Origin of the sequence: Granulimonas faecalis (genome assembly GCF_022834715.1) — a bacterium.
Lineage (GTDB): Bacteria > Actinomycetota > Coriobacteriia > Coriobacteriales > Atopobiaceae > Granulimonas > Granulimonas faecalis.
Genome location: NZ_BQKC01000001.1, coordinates 372,376 through 394,501, shown reverse-complemented (window position 1 = coordinate 394,501; position 22,126 = coordinate 372,376). Strand labels below are relative to the sequence as shown.

General features: G+C 70.1%; 19 protein-coding genes and 1 pseudogene. 7 read left to right on the top strand and 13 right to left on the bottom strand.

Features of this window, described 5'->3' with window-relative positions; all coding sequences use genetic code 11:
* Positions 1-115: 115 nt before the first annotated feature.
* From OR600_RS01800 to OR600_RS01780, 5 genes and pseudogenes are all read right to left on the bottom strand, one after another.
* Positions 116-1,243 (bottom strand): annotated as a pseudogene (locus tag OR600_RS01800) (ABC transporter substrate-binding protein).
* 541 nt (positions 1,244-1,784) lie between these two features.
* The gene (locus OR600_RS01795; RefSeq protein ID WP_265590543.1) at positions 1,785-2,405 is read right to left on the bottom strand and encodes a DedA family protein; all 621 of its coding nucleotides are present in this window, start codon (positions 2,403-2,405) and stop codon (positions 1,785-1,787) included.
* 298 nt (positions 2,406-2,703) lie between these two features.
* Positions 2,704-3,258: an aldo/keto reductase gene (locus OR600_RS01790; RefSeq protein ID WP_265590541.1), complete on the bottom strand. Its 555-nt coding sequence runs from the start codon at positions 3,256-3,258 to the stop codon at positions 2,704-2,706.
* On the bottom strand, positions 3,158-3,724 hold the full coding sequence (locus OR600_RS01785) for an aldo/keto reductase (RefSeq protein ID WP_251173489.1): 567 nt from the start codon (positions 3,722-3,724) through the stop codon (positions 3,158-3,160). Before OR600_RS01785 ends, OR600_RS01790 begins: the two co-directional genes overlap by 101 nt.
* A gap of 34 nt (positions 3,725-3,758) precedes the next feature.
* Positions 3,759-3,944 carry a hypothetical protein gene (locus OR600_RS01780; RefSeq protein ID WP_135978148.1) on the bottom strand — a complete coding sequence of 62 codons (186 nt, stop codon included), beginning with the start codon at positions 3,942-3,944 and terminating at the stop codon, positions 3,759-3,761.
* 128 nt (positions 3,945-4,072) lie between these two features.
* Between OR600_RS01780 and OR600_RS01775 the strand changes: the two genes are divergently transcribed.
* Positions 4,073-5,617, top strand: a complete 1,545-nt coding sequence (locus OR600_RS01775; protein ID WP_168354039.1) for an MDR family MFS transporter — start codon at positions 4,073-4,075, stop codon at positions 5,615-5,617.
* Positions 5,618-5,955: 338 nt separating this feature from the next.
* On the opposite strand, the gene OR600_RS01770 is transcribed toward OR600_RS01775, so the two are convergent.
* Positions 5,956-8,076, bottom strand: coding sequence for a cation:proton antiporter (locus OR600_RS01770; protein WP_135978150.1), 2,121 nt, complete (start codon positions 8,074-8,076; stop codon positions 5,956-5,958).
* Positions 8,077-8,239: 163 nt separating this feature from the next.
* Between OR600_RS01770 and OR600_RS01765 the strand changes: the two genes are divergently transcribed.
* Positions 8,240-8,707, top strand: a complete 468-nt coding sequence (locus OR600_RS01765; protein ID WP_265590540.1) for a YbaK/EbsC family protein — start codon at positions 8,240-8,242, stop codon at positions 8,705-8,707.
* An 84-nt stretch (positions 8,708-8,791) separates the two neighbouring features.
* Here OR600_RS01765 and OR600_RS01760 read toward each other — a convergent pair whose 3' ends face one another.
* Positions 8,792-9,256, bottom strand: a complete 465-nt coding sequence (locus OR600_RS01760) for a GNAT family N-acetyltransferase (RefSeq protein WP_135978152.1) — start codon at positions 9,254-9,256, stop codon at positions 8,792-8,794.
* Positions 9,257-9,428: 172 nt separating this feature from the next.
* Here OR600_RS01760 and OR600_RS01755 point away from each other — a divergent pair, with 172 nt between their 5' ends.
* From OR600_RS01755 to OR600_RS01745, 3 genes are read left to right on the top strand one after another with little or no spacing between them, the layout of a single operon-like run.
* Positions 9,429-9,812: a GntR family transcriptional regulator gene (locus OR600_RS01755; RefSeq protein ID WP_135978153.1), complete on the top strand. Its 384-nt coding sequence runs from the start codon at positions 9,429-9,431 to the stop codon at positions 9,810-9,812.
* A 31-nt stretch (positions 9,813-9,843) separates the two neighbouring features.
* Entirely contained in the window at positions 9,844-10,725 is an 882-nt protein-coding gene (locus OR600_RS01750) for an ABC transporter ATP-binding protein (RefSeq protein WP_135978154.1), read from the top strand.
* 1 nt (position 10,726) lies between these two features.
* Positions 10,727-11,419, top strand: a complete 693-nt coding sequence (locus tag OR600_RS01745) for an ABC-2 transporter permease (protein WP_204407793.1) — start codon at positions 10,727-10,729, stop codon at positions 11,417-11,419.
* A 130-nt stretch (positions 11,420-11,549) separates the two neighbouring features.
* Here the strand turns inward: OR600_RS01745 and OR600_RS01740 are convergent, their stop codons facing one another.
* The 6 genes from OR600_RS01740 to OR600_RS01715 form a co-directional block, all read right to left on the bottom strand.
* Complete coding sequence (locus OR600_RS01740; protein ID WP_309295234.1) at positions 11,550-11,864, bottom strand: UxaA family hydrolase; 315 nt, start codon at positions 11,862-11,864, stop codon at positions 11,550-11,552.
* A gap of 130 nt (positions 11,865-11,994) precedes the next feature.
* On the bottom strand, positions 11,995-12,789 hold the full coding sequence (pflA, locus tag OR600_RS01735; RefSeq protein ID WP_373871639.1) for a pyruvate formate-lyase-activating protein: 795 nt from the start codon (positions 12,787-12,789) through the stop codon (positions 11,995-11,997).
* 99 nt (positions 12,790-12,888) lie between these two features.
* Positions 12,889-13,140, bottom strand: coding sequence for an autonomous glycyl radical cofactor GrcA3 (grcA3, locus tag OR600_RS01730; RefSeq protein ID WP_135978157.1), 252 nt, complete (start codon positions 13,138-13,140; stop codon positions 12,889-12,891).
* A gap of 52 nt (positions 13,141-13,192) precedes the next feature.
* Positions 13,193-15,328 carry a formate C-acetyltransferase gene (gene pflB / locus OR600_RS01725; protein ID WP_265590537.1) on the bottom strand — a complete coding sequence of 712 codons (2,136 nt, stop codon included), beginning with the start codon at positions 15,326-15,328 and terminating at the stop codon, positions 13,193-13,195.
* Positions 15,329-15,701: 373 nt separating this feature from the next.
* Positions 15,702-16,766 (bottom strand): redox-regulated ATPase YchF, encoded by a 1,065-nt coding sequence (ychF, locus tag OR600_RS01720; RefSeq protein ID WP_265590536.1) that lies wholly within the window; start codon positions 16,764-16,766, stop codon positions 15,702-15,704.
* A 72-nt stretch (positions 16,767-16,838) separates the two neighbouring features.
* Complete coding sequence (locus OR600_RS01715) at positions 16,839-18,128, bottom strand: 4Fe-4S binding protein (protein ID WP_265590535.1); 1,290 nt, start codon at positions 18,126-18,128, stop codon at positions 16,839-16,841.
* A gap of 128 nt (positions 18,129-18,256) precedes the next feature.
* Between OR600_RS01715 and OR600_RS01710 the strand changes: the two genes are divergently transcribed.
* Together OR600_RS01710 and OR600_RS01705 are read left to right on the top strand one after the other, a co-directional pair.
* Entirely contained in the window at positions 18,257-20,812 is a 2,556-nt protein-coding gene (locus OR600_RS01710) for a DEAD/DEAH box helicase (protein WP_265590534.1), read from the top strand.
* Between the two features lie 426 nt (positions 20,813-21,238).
* Entirely contained in the window at positions 21,239-22,126 is an 888-nt protein-coding gene (locus OR600_RS01705; RefSeq protein ID WP_265590533.1) for a substrate-binding domain-containing protein, read from the top strand.

Sequence of the window (22,126 nt, the reverse complement as noted above, 5' to 3'; positions counted from 1 at the left end):
GACAGCCCCCTCCCGCATGGTGTCGCGGGAGGGGGCCGTCATAATTCACGCAACATGCGAAGTGACAGATGGGCCAGGCACCTCTGTCACACGGACGGCACTGCGTGACGGGGTGCTACTCCGCGAGCTTCCAGGAGGCGTCGCTCTGGGCCCGGTTGGGCGCCACGTAGGCCTCCTTGATGCGCTTGGAGCCGAGCTTCCGCAGGGTCGAGAAGGTCAGCGGCGCGTAGGGCACATCCTCGGCCACGACAGCGATGGCCTGGACCGTATCGGCGTGGCCACCGTCGGCGTTGTAGAAGAACGACAGCTCTGGCGTGCCATCCGGGTAGTACTGGGCCACGAGCTCCTTGGCCTTGTCGGGGTCGTACCGCGCGTAGGCCCACTGGCCCTGCCTGTAGCCCTGGCACGCCGGCGGCACGAGGTTGTCGGCCACGGCGGCGGAGCCCTGGAGCACCGTGTTCACTATGTTGTTGCGGTTGATGGCCTGGCGCAGGTGCGCGTCCTGGAGCGCCGGGTCCTTGAGGTTGAACACCAGGTACGACACGGCGGGCATGGTGCCCATGAGGAGCTGGTGGCCCGGGGTGATGGTGTAGCCGTCCTCGGAGAGGCCGTACTCCTTCTCGATGTTGGAAATCTCGGCCGTGGGGACGTCGCAGTAGTCAACGTTGCCGGCCTGGAACTCGCGGTAGCCCGTGGAGACGTCCTTCTGGATTATGATGTGGAGCCTGCCCACCTTGGGCCTCTCCTCGCCGGTGTAGCCGTCGTAGGCGGCGAGGTTGACGTACTGGCCGTCCACCCAGTCGCCGTCGATCTTATAGGCGCCGTTGCCGATGGGCGAGTGGAAGAAGGTGCTCGGGTCGTCGAGGGCCGCCTGGGGCACCGGCGCGGCCTGCATGAGGGTGCACATCATCGGGAACTCGAAGAACGGCTCGTCGAGGGTCACCTGGAAGGTGTACTCGTCGGGGCATGAGACGCCGGAGAGGGAGTCGGCCTTGCCGTCGAGAACATCCTGGTAGCCCTTGACCGCGGAGAGCGCGCCGGCCACGGCGCTGGGGCTGTCCATGGTCTTGGGGTTCACGAGGCGGTTTCAGCCGCGCTGGAAGGCGGCGGCGTCCACCTTGTCGCCGTTGTGGAACGTGGCGCCCTGGCGGATCTTGAAGGTGAAGACGGTGCCGTCGCCGTTGGCCGAGACGGACTCGGCGGCACAGGGCACGACCTCGTCCTTCTTGAAGTCATAGGTCATGAGCGGGTCGAAGACCTGACGGCACACGGAGATGTCGGTGTCGTCCTGCACGTTGTAGGGGTCGATGCACGAGAGGCCCACCACCGAGAGCGAGAGCGTGCCGTCGGACTGGCCGTCGGAGCCGGAGCCGCCGTCGGACGCCCCCTCCGACTTGCAGGCGGCCAGGCCGAGAGCGGCGGCCAGCGCGGTGCCGCCGACGAACGCGCGGCGGGTGATCCCATGAGTCGTCTTCATACATGCTCCCAAGGTTCGAAGGGTGCCTACACTCCTGGCGTCGTACCCTGGGGTAGGAGTCATTAATCTTACGATAATATAACGTCATGAATATACAAACCAACGGACACTCCGCACCTGAACGTGAATGAGGGCGACCTTCGGCGCCGTTCTACGCCGAAAGTCGCCCTCGGATGCGTTCAGGTGCACAGAATCCGCCCCCAACCGCGTTCAGGTGCCGAGAGGGTCGCCCCTATCCGTGTTCAGGTGCGGCGGGGAGGTGCGCGGACAGGGGGGGGTGCGACGAGGAGGAGGTGGGAAAGCCCCGCTAGGCGCGGTCCTCACGCCACGCGGGGACCGCCCGGCGCACGACCCACCAGCAGGCGCCCGCCGCGAGCAGGGCCACGACGGCCAGCTTGAGCACGTCGGAGGCCCAGGCCACGGAGCCGGCCACATTGTGCCAGGCGTCGCCCGCCGCCGCACCCAGGCCGCAGAGCACGGTGTTCCACAGGAGGGACCCCGCCAGCGTGTAGAGCGTGAAGCGTCCAACGCCCATGCGGGCGGTGCCGGCCGGGATGGAGATGAGGCTGCGCACGCCGGGCACGCAGCGGCAGAGCAGGACGGAGAGCTGCCCGCGGGTCTCGAACCACCCCACGACGCGCTCGACGTCGGCCCCGGTGAACCCGAGCAGGCGCATGGGTCTCGTCTCGAAGAACGCCACGAGACGCTCGCGGCTGATGACGCGGCCGATGCCGTAGAGGATGAACGCGCCGAGCACCGAGCCCGCCGTGGCGGCCACGATCGCACCGGGGAGGGTGAGGTGGCTTGTGGTGGTGAGAAAGCCGGACAGCGGCAGGATGACCTCGCTCGGGATGGGCGGGAACACGTTCTCGATGAGGATGAGGGCACCGACGGCCAGGTAGCCGAACTGGTCGATGAACGCCTCCATGGGCTGCTCTCCTTATAAAGTGGGCGCGGCGGCCCGCAGACGGTGGCCACCCATCCTACCCCCGCAGGGGCCACCTTACAGCCTGAACACAATCTGTCTCACGTCCCACCACATGGATGAAAACGGCGGACCCCCGGACCCCCGGACCCCGGCGCCCAGTGGGCCTCGGCCACGCGGCGGGCTACGGCGGCGGTACGGCCGCCGTAGCTGAAGAAGGCGACGAGTGACTTGCCCATGATCGTTCCTCTCATCGGGTTTTGAAGGGGTGCGCAGGCAACGGCGGCGGGGCCGGCCGCCCTCACGAGGGGTCGAACGCCAGCGCGCCGCCCGCCAGGGCCTTCTCGCCGGGACGGGCGAGGGGCCCCACGAGCTCGTGGGCGGTGTAGGGCCCCTCGAGCCGCTCCATGTCGTCGGCCGTGAGCTCGAGGGCGAGGGCGGCACAGGCGTCGTCCACCCGCGAGGGCTTGGAGCAGCCCACGATGGGGCCCTCCACGTCGCGGGCCCACAGCCACGCCAGGGCCACCCTGGTCATGGGGACGTCGTGCTCGGCAGCCACCTCGGCCACCCGCTCCACGATGGGCAGGTCCCGGGCCTTGGCGGCGTCGTACTTGCCGCGCATGGTGGCGTCGGTCTCGCTGCGCACGGAGCGGGTGTCCCAGGTGGGGCGCGTCAGGTGGGCGGACGCCAGCGGGCTGTAGGGCGTGAGCGCCATGCCGTACTGCCGGCACACGGGGATGAGCTCGCGCTCGTCCTCACGGTAGAGCAGGTTGTAGTGGCACTGCATGGAGGTGAAGCGGGTCCAGCCGTGGGCGTCGGCCACGTGCTGCAGGTTCTGGAGCTGGTAGGCGTACATCTCGCTCGCCCCCCAGGGCCCGCACCTTGCCGGAGCGGACCAGGGCGTCGAGCGCCCCCATGGTCTCCTCGGGGTCGGTGCCGTAGTCGTAGCGATGGATGATGTAGAGGTCCAGGTAGTCGGTGCCCAGGCGCGAGAGCGTCCCGTCGACCTCGCGCTCGATGGCCGCCGCCGAGAGGTTGCCCTCGTTGAAGTAGACCTTGGACGCAAGCACCACCCGGGAGCGGTCGACGCCGAGGTCGCGTAGGGCGCGGCCGATGTGCTCCTCGGACGTGCCGGAGGAGTGGCAGTTGGCGGTGTCGATGAAGTTGATGCCATCGTCCAAGACCCTGGCCACCACGGAGCGAGTGTCGCCGGGGCCGAGGGTCCACCGGTGGAACCGGGGGCTCGGCTCGCCGAAGCTCATGCCGCCGAGGCGGACCTTCGAGACCTCGATGCCGCTCCATCCGAGTTTGGCGTACTCCATGGCATTCCTTCCCTTTTCTCGCGCGTGCGACGGCTCAACCGTCGTCCCGGCCGCCGGCCGCCATCTCCTCGTGGATGCGGCGCCACCCGGCACGGTGCTCCTCGGGCACGGCCTCCTCGCCGAGGGACCGAAGGGCGGCCTCGTCGGCACCGGCCAGAAGCTCGTCGTAGTACCAGCAATAGCCAAGAAATAATGCACTAATGGCTGTGTTTTTTGGCACATCTTGCATACTCCTATAAAATTGATAAATTGATGAGGAGCACGGTGTGCGCCATTCGCCGGAACCATCCCTGAAACGCGGGGAGCGCCCCTATGGGTAAGGGGCACACGACCACCGAAGGGAGCACCGTGAAGAGCAGCCCCGCCACAACCCCAGACCCAGCGCGTGCACAGGGAGGGCTGCAGGGCAAAAGGCTCTCGCTCCTCTTTGGAACCCTGCTTCTGGCCATGGCCGTGAGCTCGCTCTCCGAGACCATCGCCGCCACGGCGCTGCCTACCATCGTGGGTGACCTCGGCGGCGTGGAGGCCATGCAGTGGGTGACCACCACCTACATCCTGGCCACCACCGTGACCATGCCCATCTACGGCAAGCTGGGCGACGTCGTGGGGCGCAAGCGGCTCCTCATGGGATGCCTCGCCCTCTACGCCGCGGGCAAGGCCGTGTGCGGGCTCACGCCCAACATGGGGTTCCTCATCGTGGGCCGGCTCGTCTCGGGCCTGGGCGGGGGCGGCCTCATCATCCTGTCCCAGGCCTCCCTGGCCGACATCATCCCGCCGCGGCGCCTCGGCACCTTCATGGGCGTCATGGGGTCCACGTTCACGGCGTGCCGTGTGGTGGGACCGCTCCTGGGCGGGTGGTTCGTGGAGGTCACCGGTTGGCGCTGGATCTTCTGGTTCACCGTCCCGCTTGCCCTCGCAGCGCTAGCCGGTCTTTGGAGGTTCCTCCCCCGCGATGCGGCCGACCGGAAGACGCACCCCGACTACGCCGGCATGGTCTCACTGGCGGCCGCCGTCTGCAGCCTGGTGCTGGCCCTGTCGTGGGGCGGCAACCGTTTTGCCTGGGACAGCTGGCAGGTGGTGGGACTCCTCTGCGTGGCCGTGGCATCGGCGGGCTGCCTCGTGGCAGCCGAACGCCGGGCCGCGAGCCCGGTCATGCCCCTGGGGCTGTTCCGCGACCGCAACTTCGTGCTCACCTCGGCCGTGGGCTTCCTCATCAACATCGGCCTCATGGGCGCCGTGTCGTACCTGCCCACGTACTTCCAGATCGTCGACCGCATGTCGCCCGAGGCGGCCGGCCTCATGTGCGTGCCCATGTCCGTCGGCAGCCTCGTGGCCTCCACCTCCACCGGCATGCTGGCCTCCAAGACCGGTCGGTACCGCTGGATGCCCGTGGCCATGTGCGCCGTGTGTGCCGCAGGGTTCGGCCTGATGGCCACCATGGCGCCGGGCACCCCCGTGTGGCAGACGGTGGCGATACTGCTCACCGTGGGCTGCGGCTTCGGCCTGGGACTGCAGATCCTCACGCTGATCGTGCAGAACGAGTTCCCGCACTCCATGGTGGGCACCGCCACGGCCGCCAACAGTCTGTTCAGGCAGGTGGGCTCCACCGTGGGCGCCTCGCTCGTGGGGTCGCTGTTCACCGCGCGCCTGGTGGCGGACGTGGCCGACAGGCTCCCGCCCGCCGACAACGTCTCGCTCTCCTCGATCACGCCGTCGTTCGTGGACGGGTTATCCGGCCCGGTGCAGGCCGCGGTGGCCCAGGGCTACTCAGAGGCGCTCGTGCCGCTGTTCGCGTACTTCGTGCCGCTGTGCCTGGCCGGCCTGGTGCTGGCCCTGTTCATCAGGCAGAAGCCGTTGGCCACGACGATCGACCACGGGGCAGCGGGGAAGTAGCGGCGCACGGCGGGGCCGGGCCCAGCTGCGGGGCGTGACAGCGGTGCCTGGCCCATCTGTCACTTCTCCTATTTCTTTCCTTATGGTTCCCAGCCATGCCGATGAGGGCTCCGGCATGGGTTTTGGGCAGCCGCTTCCGAAAAACCCATGCCGCAGGGGGCCTTGGCATGGGTTCTGGGGCCTCTCGGCAGGAAAAACCATGCCAAAAGGACCTTCGGCATGACATGGCGCCCCGTCGGGGGCGTGACGCCCCGGGCACCCGGCCGACGAGCAAAAGTGGGACAGAAGTGCCCGACCATTGGGACAAAAGTGTCCGGGTGGTGGGACAGGGGCCGGGCCTAGAGGCCCAGCTGCAGCACGTGGACCTCCTCGGTGAGCTCGGCCGCCTGGCCGTGGGAGAGGTCGCCCGAGGCCACAAGCCCGTCGATGCGGTCCAGCTCGAGCCTGAGCCCCTCGGCCGTCATGGCCCGCGCCAGGTGCCGGGCCTCCGCGAGAGAGGCGCCCTGCTCGGCGGCCAGGTGTTCCAGGTCGCGGCGCGGCCGGGGACCCGGCGGCACTGGGGACGCGCCGGTGCCGGGCCCCTCCACGAGCGCGTTGTACACGGCCCAGTGGTCCGAGAGCAGCAGCCGCGCTGCCAGGGAGCGCTCCGGGGACGGGTCGCGTGCCGCCTCGCTGAGGTACCCGATGGCGGCCTCCTGGGAGGCGCGGGCCAGCACCGGCAGCGTGCGCTCGAAGGCGCCGTCCGACCCGCGGCCGCGGACCTCGTCGGCCAGGGAGCGCGCGAGGGCGCGGAGGGCCGAGGGCCGGCGCCGGCGCACCCGGGTGGCCGAGGGGTCGCCGCGGCCCAGGCGCGCCACCATGGAGAAGAGCTCGGAGAGCTGCGCGTCGTAGCGCTCCACGGCCGCCGGGCTCAGGGCCGGGTCCCCGGCCAGTGCGGCCACGGCGGCGCGTTGGCGGTCGAGGGTCTCCAGGCGCAGGCACACGAGGGCGTGCGGGTCGACCGTGCGGTTGCGGGCGCGGGCGATTCGGTCGCCGTACCCCGAGAGCACGAAGCGGCGCGCGGCCCGGGCGGCGGCGGTGTCCCGCGGGCGGCGCGACAGCTCGCGCACCACGGGCTCCAGCACGGCCAGGCGGGCCTCGTCGAGGGCACGCGCCTCCCCGTCGGCGTCCTCGGGCGAGGGCGCCACGAGCGGCATGGCGAAGTTGGCCAGCAGCAGCGTGGCCACGATGACGAACGAGGCGATGAACACGAGGACGTTTCGCTCGGGGAAGGGGTCGCCGGCCGCCGTGAGGTAGGGCAGCGTGAGGATGACCGAGAGCGTGATGGCGCCCTTGGGACCGGCGAGGGTGAGCAGGGCCGCCGAGCGGAGCGCTCCCCCCGCCGTGGCCGCGCCCCTCTCGGCGGCGCCCGTGCAGGCGGCGCCGGACCGCGAGAGGGACCGGGCGCGCACGAGCTCCATGGCCAGGGTCCACCCCAGGCGCACGGCCACCACGACGAGGCAGACGGCGACGGCGCTCGCAAGCAGCGTGCCGTTGGAGATGGCGGGCGAGCGCCACGACGGCAGGAGGGCGCGGGGCAGCTCCATGCCCAGGATCACGAAGACGACGCCGTTGATGATGAAGGCGACGAACTCCCACACGTTGGAGGAGACCAGGCGCATACGGGCCCGGGCCGGCGTGCGGCGCTCGGGCATGGCGGCCATGACGATGCCGGCCGCCACCACGGCGAGGATCCCGGAGACGCCGAGCTCGCCGGCCACGAGGTAGACGAGGAACGGCGTGAGCACCTCGAACGCCACGTGGGCCGTCGTGCTCTCGAGGCCGGTGGACCCAAGGGCCCGCAGCACGAGCGCGCCGGCGAGGCCCATGAGGGCGCCCACGGCCAGGCCGCCGGCGAACGTGACCGCAAAGGCCACCGACACCTCGGCCGCCGAGAAAGACCCGGTCACCGCAGCTGCGACGGCAAACTGGAACGTGACCACGCCCGAGGCGTCGTTGAAGAGCGACTCCGCCGACAGGATGGCGTCCTGGCGCTTGGTGACTGCCACGTCGCGGGAGAGGGCGTAGACGGCCGCGGCGTCGGTGGGGGCCACGGCGCCGCCGAGGGCGATGGCGGCGGCCAGGGGCACGGTGGGCAGCACGGCGTGGAGCGCGACGCCCACCGCGAGCGCCGTGGCCACGACGAGCCCCAGGGAGAGCGAGGCGATGGGCCTCCAGTGCCGTGCCATGGAGGCGAGGGGCACGTGGCGGCTCTCGTCGAAGAGCAGCGGGGCGATGAAGAGAACGAGGAAGAGCTCGGGGTCCACCTGCACGAGGGCCACCGACCCCAGCGGGAGCGAGATGGCCAGGCCGATGGCCACCTGCACGAGGGGCAGCGAGACGCGGGGGACGAACTGCTCGAGCACCGCGGAGACGAGCACCGACACGAGCAGCACGAGGGCGATATGGAACAGGGCCACGGGCGGGTCCTCCCATCGGGGGGCGGTCTGGTCTGGAAGGCGGCCCTTTCAGTCTCGCACAGCCGCTCCCCCGCCCGCTCTGTCACGGTTTGACGAACCCTCGGGGCGGGTGCCGGCGGTTGCCCTAGGCTTGTGGGCCGAGAGGGTAGACGAGAGGAGGGCCATGGGAATCGAGAGGGCACGGAGGGCCCTGGCGGCGGCCGGGCTGGAGGACCGGGTCATGGAGTTCGACACGTCGAGCGCCACGGTGGAGCTCGCGGCCGAGGCCGTGGGGTGCGAGCCGGCGCGCATCGCCAAGACGCTGTCGTTCGCCGTGGGCGACCGGGTGGCCCTCGTGGTCTGCGCCGGCGACGCGCGCATCGACAACCCCCGGTTCAAGGCGGAGTTCCGCACCAAGGCCAAGATGCTGGGCCGCGACGAGGCCGAGGAGCGCATCGGCCACGGCGTGGGCGGCGTGTGCCCGTTCGGCGTGGAGCCCGGCTGCGACGTGTACCTCGACGAGAGCCTGCGGCGGTTCGACACCGTGTGCCCCGCCGCCGGCAACGCCGCCAGCGCCGTGCGCCTGTCGTGCGAGGAGCTCGAGAGGGCCTGCGACGGCGCCCGGTGGGTGGACGTCTGCAAGGGGTGGTAGCGGGGCCTCGCCACCTGGAGTCCTGCGTCGACCCGGATGGTGGGGGCGGCTGAAGGGCGCACCCCGGGAGCCGAGCCAAAGGCCCTACAGCACCTGCTCCATGCAGGTCTTCATCGGCGCCATGCCTAGGGTCTCGTAGAAGGCGCGGGCTCCGGGGTTGCACTCCCACACGTTGAGCGTCACGTTGAAAAAGCCCCGCTGTCTGGCCCACGCCACCGCGTGCCCGTAGAGGGCGCGCCCCACCCCACGGCCGCGGACGCCCTCGTCCACACAGAGGTCGTCGATGTAGAGCGTGGTGGCGTCGCGGCGGATGGGGTCGCCCTCCACGGTCCGCACATCGCAGAGGCAGTAGCCCGCCACACGCCCGTCGAGCACCGCCACGAAGACGGGTCGGCCGTCGTCCTCCAGGATGGCGGCGAGCTCGTCGGCTCCGTACTTGGTGCCCAGGCGGAACAGGTCGGGCCTGCCCTCGGCGTGCACCCGGTTCACCTGCGCCAACAGGTCGAGCATGGCACCTATGTCCTGGCGCCCCGCGTCGCGTACCTCCATGCCCCCCTCTCCTCCCGACCCCTGCCGGGCCTCCCGGTCCCTTGGATTATGGCCCTCGGCACCGCTCCCCGCCACCGGCCTGCGCCGTCCTTTGAGATCCCCCTTGACAGCTCCCCACTGTACCCATACTGTACATATCGTGTATACACAGTAAGGCAACCCGAGGAGCGATTTGGACATCATCCTCTCGAACTCCAGCGACCTGCCCATCTACGAGCAGATCGCGGCCCAGCTGGAGCGGGCCATCCTCAACGGCGAGCTCGCCGCCGGGGAGCGCCTGCCCTCCATCCGCTCGCTGGCCAACGACTTGCGGGTGAGCGTCATCACCACCAAGCGCGCCTACACGGAGCTCGAGCACCGCGGCTTCATCGACACGGTGCAGGGCAAGGGCAGCTTCGTCTCGGGCGGCAGCGCCGAGCTCCTCCAGGAGGGGCGCCTGCGCCGCGTGGAGCACCTGCTCGCCCGGGCCGTGGACGAGGCCGCCGCCACCGGTGTGCCGCTCGCGGAGCTGCCGGCCATGCTCGACCTTCTCATCCAAGACGTCCGGGAGGGCTGACCCCTCCCGCCCGAAAGGAGCCCGACCCGCCATGAAACCCCTGGTGCAGGTCTCCGACCTCTGCAAGTCGTACCGAGACTTCGCCCTCGAGGGCGTGTCCCTCACGGTGGAGCCCGGCTGCGTCTGCGGCCTCGTGGGGCCCAACGGCGCCGGCAAGTCCACCCTCATCAAGTGCCTGCTGGGCCTTGTGACCCCCAACGGCGGCAGCGTGGAGGTGCTGGGCGAGCCCGTGCCCTGGGCACCCTCCCTTGCCCGCGACCTCAAGGCCCGCGTGGGAGTGGTGTTCGACACGATCCCGCTGCCCCGCGCCCTGCGCGTCTCAGCGGTCGGAGGCGTGGGAAAGGCCGCCTACCCCGAGTGGGACGACGACCGGTTTCGCTCCCTCTGCCAAGACTACGGTCTTGGCCCCACTAAGTCGGTTGGCGAGCTGTCCCGCGGCATGGGCATGCGTCTCTCGCTGGCTTTCGCCCTGGCGCACGACCCCGACCTGCTCATCCTCGACGAGGCAACCGCCGGCTTGGACCCCATGGCCCGAGACGAGGTGCTCGACGACCTGCGAGCCTTCATGGCACAAGACGAGCGCCGTGGCGTCCTTATGGCCACCCACATCACGACCGACCTCGAGAAGGCCGCCGACGAGGTCGTGTGCCTGGACGGAGGCCGGGTGGCGTTCGACCTGGCCAAGGAGGACATCACGGATACCGCGGGCGTCGTGCGGTGCACGGCGGAGCAGTTCGAGCGCCTGCGGGCGGCCGGCGTCGAGGGGCTGCGCTGGGAGCGGCGCCCCTACGAGACCGTGGTGATGGCGCCCGACCGCCGGGCCCTGGCCGCGGCCTGCCCGGACCTCGCCGTGGGCCGGGCCACCATCGAGGAGTACATGACGCTCGCCGTCAAGGGCGAGAGGGAGGCGTGACATGCGAACCGTGATCATCTCGGACATCCTCACCATGAGAAAGCCCCTCGCACAGCTCGCGCTCATCGGCGTGTTCATCGCGCTGTTCACCGGGAGCGTGGCGATCGCGGGGTTCTTCCCGCTCCTCTTCATGACAAGCCTGTTCACCGTCGACGAGCAGAACGGGTGGGAGCGCTTCCGCCTCACGCTGCCCGTGACGCGGAGCCAGGTGGTGCGCGGCAGGTACCTGACCGTGCTGGTCTCGTGCGCCGTCTCGGTCCTCGCGGCGGTGGCGCTCGCGGTGCCGCTCTCCTGGCTCGCCGAGACGGGGCTCCCCGTGGCGACGGTGCTCCCGACGGAGGGGCCCGGCATCGGGGAGCTGCTCTTCACCACCTCCGTGGCCTCGGCCGCCGCCGCCCTGGCCATCCTGCTCCTGGCGTCGCTCTCTATGCCGGTCTACCTGCGCTACGGCGCCACCAAGGCGTCGCGCTTGGCCCCGGCGGTCGTGATCCTGGCGTTCTGCCTCGCCATGGCCACCCTCGAGCAGGTGGGCGTGCTCGCCCAGTGGGGGCCGCACGTGGACGCGTGGCTGGAAGGGCTGGCCGCCAGCGGCCAGGGGGCGCCCCTCGCCGTCCTCGCGGCAGTGGCGGTGCTGGCCGTCTACGCCGTGTCCTCGCAGGTGTCGTGCGCCATCTACGAGAGGCGGCAGTTCTAGCGCCAAACACGGGAGACACACGGCGCCCCCGGCCGCCCGTCCAACGGGCGGCCGGGGGCGCCGGCGGCGGTTTGGGACAAAAGTGCCCGACCATTGGGACAAAAGTGTCCGGGTGGTGGGACAGCGGGTCCTACAGCGTCACCCCGTCCTTCCAGATGGCGACCTCCGCCGCACCCCGGCGCTCCGCCGAGGTCCTGCGTCCGCTGGCGCAGGCCAGCACGGCGTCGAAGTCCACCCAGCCGGGCTTGGCCGCGGCCAGGGCCTCGTCGAAGGTCTCCCGGCTGTCGCAGCGGCCGAGCAGGAAGTCCTCGGCGCCGAACATCTCGGGCACCTCGCAGAGCACCGACGTGCCGCCCTCGGCCGCCACGCGGTCGCTCACGCGGCCGATGACCGGGTTGGCCGTGATGCCCGAGAGGCCGTCGGAACCGCCGCACTTGAGGCCCACCACGATCCCATCGGCGAGGGCCGCACCGGCAGCGAGCGCGTCGGGACCCGCCCTCAGCCGCGTTCAGGTGCAGAGGAGGGGGGGTGCGGAGGAGGGGCAGTGGGGGGCAGGTGACGGGGGCGGGCCCCTGTCAACCGCGGTCGGACCGGGCCGCGGCGCGGGCCTCCAGCACCTGTCGGCGCAGCCCCGGGATGGCGCCCTTCTCCTGCGCGGACACGCCCTCCAGGGGGTAGTCCAGGCCCAGCGCCCGGTACTTCCCCACGCCCATGGTGTGGTAGGGCAGCAGGTCGAGGCCCACGACGTTGTCCCAGCGGGCGATGAGCCGACCCAGGGCGGCGAGCTCCTCAGGGTCGTCGGTGATGCCTGGCACCACCACGTGGCGGACCACCACAGGCGTGCCGCGGCGGGCGAGCTCGTCGCCCAGGGCCCGGGGGTTGCCGGCGGCCTTGCCCGTGAGCTCCCTGTGCCCCTCGTCGAAGGCGTGCTTGACATCCAGCAGCACGAGGTCGCACTTGTCGAGCAGGGCGGCGTGGCGCTCGGGCGAGGCGGCCGAGAAGGCGATGCCCGAGGTGTCCAGGCACGTGTGGATGCGCCCCGCCGGCGCGGCATGGGCCAGGGCGAACACGGCGGCGGCGAAGTCGGGCTGCAGCATGGGCTCGCCGCCGGAGAGCGTGATGCCGCCGCGGCGGTAGAAGGGGCGGTTGCGCTCGAAGAGGTCGAGCACCTCCCCCGCCGTGGTCACGGAGCCGGCCGCCGGGTCCCAGGAGTCGGGGTTGTGGCAGTAGGCGCAGCGCATGGGGCACCCCTGGCAGAAGACCACGAGCCTCGTGCCCGGGCCGTCGACGGTGCCCATGGTCTCCATGGAGTGCACGCGACCCTCCCGGGCCCGCAGCGCCCCGATCTTGCCCGCCTCGTCTTTCTCCACACCTGCCTCCTCGTTCCTCAGCCCCGCCAATCATAGGACGGGTCGCGCCCCACACTGCAGGCGCGACCCGTCCTCAGTCGTTTTCAGGCGCTTATCTGCCTAGAGCGCCTCGTGGAACGTGCGGGAGATGACCTCGTCCTGCTGCTCGCGGGTGAGCTTGTTGAAGTTCACGGCGTAGCCGGAGACACGCACCGTGAGCTGCGGGTACTTCTCGGGGTGAGCCTGGGCGTCAAGCAGCGTCTCGCGGTTGAAGACGTTGACGTTGAGGTGGTGGCCGCCCTTCTCGGCATAGCCGTCGAGCATGGAGACGAGGTTGTCGACCTGGTCGGCGGAGACTTCGCTGGTGGTCATGGCAGCTCCTTCCGTAGGGGCTTCTAGGTGGTCGGGTGGTCGGGTGCGGGCGCTACGAGCAGTCGACGTCCACGGCGCCCTCGCGGGCGGAGGCGTCGGCGGCGCAGGCAGCGGGGATATCGTTGGCAAAGGTCACCTCCACGCCCAAGGCGTCGAGGTCGAGGTCGCCGAACATGACGTCGCCGTCCTTGCCCAGGGCGCCCGGCACGATGGAGAACGTGTTGGAGATGCCGTCCTGGGCGTCCTTGAAGGGCATCTTGGCCACGGAGGCGAGGCTCGCCACGGCGCCGCAGCTGTCGCGGTGGTGCATGGGGTTGGCGCCGGGGGCGAAGGGCTCGCCGGCCTTGCGGCCGTCGGGGGTGGAGCCGGTGGCCTTGCCGTACACCACGTTGGAGGTGATGGTGAGCACCGACGTGGTGGGCACGGACTTGTGGTAGGTCTCGTAGCCGCGGATGTCGTGCATGAAGTCCTCGATCACCTCGGCGGCGATGGCGTCCACGCGGTCGTCGTCGTTGCCGTAGCGGGGGAAGTCGCCCTCCACCGCGAAGTCCACCACGATGCCGCGCTCGTCGCGGACGGGGCGCACGGTGGCGTACTTGATGGCCGAGAGGGAGTCGGCCACCACGGAGAGGCCCGCGATGCCCGTGGCGAACCAGCGGTGCACGTGCTCGTCGTGGAGGGCCATCTGCAGCCGCTCGTAGCAGTACTTGTCGTGCATGTAGTGGATGATGTTGAGGGCGTTCACGTAGACGCCGGCCAGCCAGTCCATCATGTCGTGGAACTTGTCCATGACGTCGTCGTAGTCGAGGACGTCGCCCTCCACGGGACGGTACTTGGGGCCGATCTGGGTGCCCTCGACCTCGTCCACGCCGCCGTTGATGGCGTAGAGCAGGCACTTGGCCAGGTTGGCGCGGGCGCCGAAGAACTGCATCTCCTTGCCCACGCGCATGGAGCTCACGCAGCAGGCGATGGCGTAGTCGTCGCCGTGGTACACGCGCATGAGGTCGTCGTTCTCGTACTGGATGGAGCTCGAGACGATGGAGATCTTGGCGCAGTAGCGCTTGAAGGCCTCGGGCAGGCGGGTGGACCAGAGCACCGTGAGGTTGGGCTCGGGGCTCGTGCCGAGGTTCTCCAGCGTGTGGAGGTAGCGGAAGCTCATCTTGGTGACCAGCGGGCGGCCGTCGATGCCCATGCCGCCGATGGACTCGGTGACCCACTGGGGGTCGCCGCTGAACAGCTCGTTGTAGTCGGGGGTGCGGGCGAACTTGACCATGCGCAGCTTCATGATGAAGTGGTCCACGTACTCCTGCACCTGGCGCTCGTCGACGATGCCGCGGGCGAGGTCGCGCTCGGCGTAGATGTCGAGGAAGGTGCTGGTGCGGCCCAGGCTCATGGCGGCGCCGTTCTGCTCCTTGACGCTGCCCAGGTAGCCGAAGTACAGCCACTGGATGGCCTCCTGCAGCGTCTCGGCGGGACGGCCCAGGTCGAAGCCGTAGATGGCGCCGAGCTCCTTGAGCTCCTGGAGGGCGCGGATCTGCTCGGAGAGCTCCTCGCGGTGGCGGATGACCGGCTCGGTCATCGTGGACTCGGTGCCCTCCTTCTGGCGCTTCTTGTCGGCGATGAGGAAGTCGAGGCCGTAGAGGGCCACGCGGCGGTAGTCGCCGATGATGCGGCCGCGGCCGTAGGCGTCGGGCAGGCCGGTGATGATGTGGGAGTGGCGGCAGGCGCGCATCTCGGGGGTGTAGACGTCGAACACGCCCGCGTTGTGGGTCTTGCGCAGGTTGGTGTAGATGTCCACGATCTTCTCGTCCACGTGGTAGCCGTGGCTCTCGCAGGCCTGCACGGCCATGCGGATGCCGCCGTTGGGCTGCAGGGCGCGCTTGAGGGGCTTGTCGGTCTGCAGGCCCACGACGGTCTCGCGGCCCTTGTCGATGTAGCCGGGGCCGTGGCTGGTGATGGTGGAGATGACGTCGGTGTCCATGGCGATGACGCCGCCCATGGCACGCTCGGCGGCAAAGAGGTCCATGACCTCGCCCCACAGGTACTCGGTGTCCTCGGTGGGACCCTCGAGGAAGGTCTCGTCGCCCTCGTAGGGGGTGTAGTTGCGCTGGATGAAGTCGCGAACGTCGACCTCATGCTGCCAGGGGCCCGGGGCGAAGCCCTCCCAGGCGACCGGAGTCTCTTGCATGGCGATGCTCACTTTCTGCGAGAACCTTGAAGTCTTTCCAAGCAAAAACCTAGCAGAGCCGGAGGGGTGCCGGAACAGCCCAACTGAAATACCGGTAACTGGGTGGGTGAACGAGGTTTGGCATGCTCGATGAGGGCGGAGCGGGGCCCGGCGGCGGGGCGGCAGGGTGCCGGGATGCGCCACGGTAGTGCGGTCTTGCAGCCGGTGCGCCACTGTGGTGTGGGAAACCCGGCGGACCGGCCGAAAAGCGCACCACCGTGGCGCGGTCTCGCGACCGGCGCGCCACGGTGGTGCGTGACGGGGAAACTGTACGATCTGGGACAGAAGTGCCCGACCATTGGGACAAAAGTGTCCGGGTGGTGGGACAGGGGGCCTAGACGTTGAAGCGAAAGTGCATCACGTCGCCGTCCTGCACCACGTAGTCCTTGCCCTCCATACGCAGCTTGCCCTGGGCGCGGCACCCGGCCTCGCCGCCCAGCTCCACGTAGTCCTCGTAGCTGGCGACCTCGGCCTTGATGAAGCCGCGCTCAAAATCCGAGTGGATCACGCCGGCGGCCTGGGGTGCCTTGGCGCCCACGGGGACGGTCCATGCCTTGACCTCCATGGGGCCGGCGGTGAAGTAGCTCTGCAGGCCCAGCGTGCGGTAGGCGGTCTGGGCCAGCGTCTCGAGGCCGCTCCGCTCCAGGCCCAGGCTCTCCAGGAAGTCCTTGGCCTCCTCGTCGCCCAGCTCGGCGAGCTCGGCCTCCACCTCGGCGCAGATGGGGATGGGGGTCTGGCCGTCGATGGGCGCCGGGGTCTCCCCCACCTCGTCCTCGTCGACGTTGGCCACGTAGATCACCGGCTTCATGGTGAGCAGGAACAGCTCCCTGGCGGCGACGCGTTCGTCGTCGGTCATGTCCATGGCGGCGGCGCGACCGCCGTCGTTGAGCCACGCCAGCAGGCGCTGGGCCACGGCGAGCTTGGGCGCCAGCTCCTTGTCGCGGCGGGCCTCCTTCTCCAGCTTGGGCAGCTGCTTCTCGAGGGTGGCGATGTCGGCGAGGATGAGCTCGGTCATGATCGTGTCGGCGTCGGCCGCGGGGTCCACCCGGCCGTCCACGTGCACGACGTCGGGGTCGGAGAAGTAGCGCACCACCTCGCAGATGGCGTCGGTCTCGCGGATGTTGGCCAAGAACTGGTTGCCCAGACCCTCGCCGGCGTTGGCCCCCTTGACCAGGCCGGCGATGTCCACGAACTCCACGGTGGCCGGCACGATGCGGTCGGGGCTCACGATGGCGGCCAGCTCGCCCAGGCGGGCGTCGGGCACGTCCACGATGCCCACGTTGGGCTCGATGGTGGCGAAGGGGTAGTTGGCGGCCAGGCCGGCGCGCTTGGTGAGGGCCGTGAAGAGCGTGGACTTGCCCACGTTGGGCAGCCCGACGATGCCGATGGAGAGAGACACGGGGGTTCCTTTCTGGAGGGTGCTCCTCCCACTGTACCCCGCACGGCGGCCCCCGGGCGCTGAGGCGCCGGCCTAGCCCTCGTCGTCTGCCAGTGAGCCGCCGAGCCTCTCCAGCATGTCGAGGCCCTTGAGCACCTGGCTCCGGCCCTGCTCCTTGAGGCGCTCCAGCTCCGCCTTGGACTCGGCCTCGCGCTCGCGGCGGTCCTTCTCCTCCTCGTCGGGAAGCACCAGCTCCTCGGCGTCGGAGAACTCGTACTCGACGGCACCCGTGGGGCACACGTGCTCGCAGGCCCCGCACTGCACGCAGAACTCCGGCTCCACGCTCCAGCGGCCGTCCTCGCCGATCTGGATGCAGCGTACCGGGCACACGTCCTCGCACCTGCCGCAGAGCGTGCAGAGGGCCATGTCGCACACCGGTTGGTACAGGTCGATGTTGCCGGCCAGCTCCGGGTGCTTCTGGAGGGCCCCCATGACCTGCTTGCGGCGGTCGGTGAGGACGCGGCGGCGGTTCTTGGCGTTGGTGACGCCCACGGCCCGGTCCAGGGTGTGCTGCACCTGGTCCATCTGCCTCTTGTGGGTGTCCAGGAGCCCCCGCACCCGCTTGGCCGCCGTGAGCACGGGGTTGGTGCGGCTCACCAGGCGCTCGCCGCTCTTCATGATGCTCTCCACGAACTCCTTGCGCTGCCAGCTGCGGCGCACCTCGCAGGTGAGGTCGGCCTCGTCCACCACGAGGTCCAGGCCAAACCCCGCCCAGGTCTCGGCCCGGGAGATCATGTCGCAGTAGGTCTGCTCGCCGGTGGTGGTGCGGCAGCGGTCGCAGATGCCCAGGGGCAGGTAGACGGCGATGTTGGGGAAGCGTGTCATGAGGGCGAACCACGTCTCGGAGGGCACGGCGCCCACGCAGGGCAGCACGACCTCGTTCTCCCGGGGCAGGCGGCCGAGGGCCCGGGTACACGTGACGTAGGCGGTCTCGTGGCTGGCGGCGGCGCCGGCGATGCGGTCGTAGAGCTTGACGGTGTTGATCTCTCGCGTGTGGTAGGCCTCGCTCGGGCACACCGAGACGCACAGGCCGCACTTGATGCAGGTGTCGTCGATCTCGATGGCGCCGTCGTCCACGTGGACGGCCCCCTTGGGGCACACGTCGACGCAGCGGGTGCAGGTGGAGGCGTCCCGCGACTTGCAGCTGGTGCACGACGGCGTGGCCGCCCGCGGGCGCTCCTTGTAGTCGGCGGGGTTCCACACGGGGACCTCGCCGGGCTTGGCGGCCAGGGTGTTGGCGATGTCGGCCAGGGGGTTCCGGATGGCCTGGAAGTCCTGGGAGATGTCGATGATGTCGTCGAGGAAGTCGCGCTTCTCGGCCATGGGGGCTCCTTGGGTGACGGCGCCGGGCGCGCGGTCTGCACGCGGTCTGAACCCAACATTGTAGGACAGGGCGCCCCGGCGGCGTACCATGGGAGGCCGACGTCCAAACCGCTGCGGAAGGCAGGCCCATGGCATCAGAGATCGTCTCCCCCCAGGAGTTCGGGGAGCTGGGGGAGCTCGCCCTCGAGCTCAACGGACGCGAGACGCTCACCCGCGAGGACTGCTTCGACGCGTTCCTCGATTGGTGCTCGGGCCGCGGCATCGAGCTCTGGCCCCATCAGGAGGAGGCCCTCATGGCCCTCATGATGGGCGACCACGTGGTGCTGGGCACGCCCACGGGCTCCGGCAAGAGCCTCGTGGCCTTAGGCATGCACTTCATGGCGGTGGCCCGGGGCGAGACCTCCTACTACACGGCCCCCATCAAGGCCCTCGTGTCCGAGAAGTTCTTCGACCTCGTGGACCTCTTCGGCCGCGACCTCGTGGGCATGCTCACGGGTGACGTGCAGATAAACCCGGACGCCCCCATCGTCTGCTGCACGGCCGAGATCCTGGCCAACCGCGCCCTCGCCGAGGGCGACGGGGCCGACATCTCCAGCGTCGCCGCCGACGAGTTCCACTTCTTCTCGGACCCCGACCGCGGCCGCGCCTGGCAGATCCCGCTGCTCTGCCTGCCCCAGACGCAGTTCCTGCTCATGAGCGCCACGCTGGGCGACATGGACGACATCGTGGCCCTCATGGAGCGCATGAGCGGCCGCGACGTGGACCGCGTCATGGACGCTGAGAGGCCCGTGCCGCTCAGCTACCGCTACGCCATGACGTCGCTCGAGGCCACGGTGGAGCTCGCCCTGCGCGAAGGCGAGGGGCCCCTCTACATCGTGCACTTCGCCCAGGCGGCGGCGCTGGACTCCGCCCAGGCGCTCTCGTCGTTCGGCATCGCCACCAAGGAGCAGCGCAAGCGCATCCAGGAGGCCTGCCGCGGCACCAACTTCTCCACGGCCTTCGGCAAGATCCTCAAGCGCCTGCTGGCCAGCGGTGTGGGCGTGCACCACGCCGGCATGCTGCCGCGCTACCGCCTGCTCGTGGAGCGCCTGGCCCAGCAGGGGCTGCTCCCCGTGATCTGCGGCACCGACACCCTGGGCGTGGGCATCAACGTGCCCATCCACACCGTGGTGTTCACGCAGCTCACCAAGTTCGACGGCCACCGGCAGCGCCGTCTGCGCTCCCGCGAGTTCCACCAGATCGCCGGCCGCGCCGGGCGCAGCGGCTTCGACACCGAGGGCGTCGTGGTGGCCGAGGCCCCCGAGCACGACATCGAGAACGCCCGCGCCCTGGCCAAGGCCGGCGACGACCCCAAGAAGCGCCGCCGCGTGAAGAAGAAGCGGCCGCCCGAGGGGTTCGTCAACTGGAACGGGGGTACGTTCGAGCGCCTCGTGGAGTCCGTGCCCGAGAAGCTCACGCCGCGCATGGACGTCACGCACTCCATGGTGCTCGAGGTCGTGGGCCGCGGCGGCGACGCACGGGCCGCCGTCTCGCGCATCATCCAGGACTCCCTGCAGACCCCCGAGCAGAAGGATGCCCTCGAGGCCAGGGCCGACGAGGTCTTCGCAACGCTCATCGACACCGGCGTGGTGGTGCGCGAGGACGGCGGGGACGGCCCCACCTACGCCCTCACCCGCGAGCTGCCCGAGGACTTCGCCCTCGACCAGCCCCTCTCGCCGTTCCTGCTGGCGGCCCTCGAGCTCCTCGACCCGGAGGACCCCTCCTACGCCCTGGACGTGGTCTCCATGGTGGAGGCCACCCTGGAGGACCCCTACCAGATCCTGCGCGCCCAGCTCAGGAAGGCCAGGGAGGCCGAGAACCAGCGCCTCAAGGCAGAGGGCGTGGACTACGAGGAACGCATCGAGCTCCTCGCCGACGTCGACTACGAGAAGCCCCTGGCCGACGAGTTGGAGGCGGCGTTCGAGATGTACTGCCGCGAGGTGCCCTGGGCCCGCGACTTCAGCCTCCGGCCCAAGAGCGTGCTGCGCGCCATGCTCGAGAGCGCCAACGACTTCAAGAGCTACGTGCAGGCCCTGGGCATCGCGAGGTTCGAGGGCATCCTGCTGCGCTACCTCTCCGAGGCCTACCGCGCCCTGGACCGCACCGTGCCGCCCGAGAAACGCGACGGGCGCCTGGACGAGATCTGCGCCTGGCTGGGCCTCATGGTGCGCTCGGTGGACTCCAGCCTCGTGGACGCCTGGGAGGCCGCCGGCGAGGAGGAGGACGGTGGGCCCGGCGCCTTCGTGGCCTCCGACGCCGTGGTCAAGGACCGCCGAGGCCTGACCCTGCTGGTGAGGAACGCCCTGTTCCGCCGACAGACCCTGGCGGCGCGCCGCGACGCGGCGACCCTGGGCGAGCTGGACGCCGACTGGGGCTACGGCGAACGCGTGTGGCGCCAGGTGCTCGAGCGCCTCTACGCCGAGCACGACGAGATCCTGCTGGACGGCGACGCGCGCTCGGCGGCCTTTTTCGACATCGACGACGGCGACGAGGAATCCGCCCACGTGTGGCACGTGCGGCAGATCTTCTCGGACGCCGACGGCGACCATGACTTCCGCATCACGGCCGACGTGGACCTCGACGCCACCCAGGCAAGCGACGGCGTGGTGTTCAAGAACTACCGCGCCGGCTTCTGGGAGGCGTGACAGGCCCCTGTCCCACCACCCGGACACTTTTGTCCCAATGGTCGGGCACTTTTGTCCCACCGCCACCCCGGCCGGGCACCCTGGGTGGCACCGCATCCACCCGCAGGCCGGGGGGGGATGCCCGCAGAACGTTCTACGGGTGCCGATGGTGCCGAAAACCACCCGCAAAAGCACCTGCGGGTGACGAGGCGGCCGAGAAACGCCCGCGGAACGTTCTGCGGGCGTTTGCCCACCCGCAAGGCGTTCTGCGGGCGGCACGGGCCGCGACCGCTCCGTCGGCCGGGTGCTTTCGCCGTCTCATCTTGCGCAGTCAACGTGGGATCGGGACCGTCCGGTCTTTACAGAAGCTTTTCATTGGGCTGACAACGGCTTGATGTGGGGCCCCCATCATCGGTCTCGCATCTCGCCCCCGATGAAAGGACTTCCATGCACGCCCGTACCCGCCGTATCGCCGCCGCCCTCGCCGCGGTCCTCTGCGCCGTGGGCCTCGTCGCCTGTGGCCAGCCTCAAGCCTCCGCCGAGGCCGGCGGCTCCGTGAACGTCTTCTCCCGCGAGGACGGCAGCGGGACCCGCAGCGCGTTCGTCGAGCTCGTGGGCCTCGAGGAGAAGGCCTCCGACGGCACCCCCGTGGACCTCACGACCAACGACGCCGTGATCACCAACTCCACCTCCGTCATGCTCACCTCCGTGGCCGGCGACCCCGACGGCATCGGCTACGTCTCCATGGGCTCCCTGTCCGACGCCGTGCGCGCCGTGGCCGTGGACGGCGTGGAGGCCACGCCCGCCAACGTCAAGAACGGCTCCTACAAGCTCGTCCGCCCCCTCAACCTCGTGACCGATGACGGCCTCTCCGACGCCGCCAAGGACTTCGTCGCCTTCGCCGAGAGCGCCGAGGGTCAGAAGGTGGCCGAGGAGGCCGGCTACGTGACGGCGACCGACGGCGCCCCCTACACCCCGTCCGGCGCCTCCGGCAAGGTGGTCGTCGCCGGGTCCTCGTCGGTCGCCCCCGTGGCCGAGAAGATCGCCGAGGCCTACAAGGAGGCCAACCCCGCGGTCACCGTCGAGATCCAGACCTCGGACTCCACCACCGGCATCACCATGGCCTCCGACGGCACCGCCGACATCGGCATGGCCTCCCGCGCCCTCAAGGACAGCGAGGCCGCCAAGGGGCTGACCTGCTCCCCGGTGGCCCTCGACGGCATCGCCGTGATCGTGGCGCCCTCCCAAGCCGTCACGGACCTGACCACGCAGCAGGTGCGCGACGTCTTCGCGGGAGACGTCGCCTCGTGGGCAGAGCTCCAGGGCCGAGGGTGA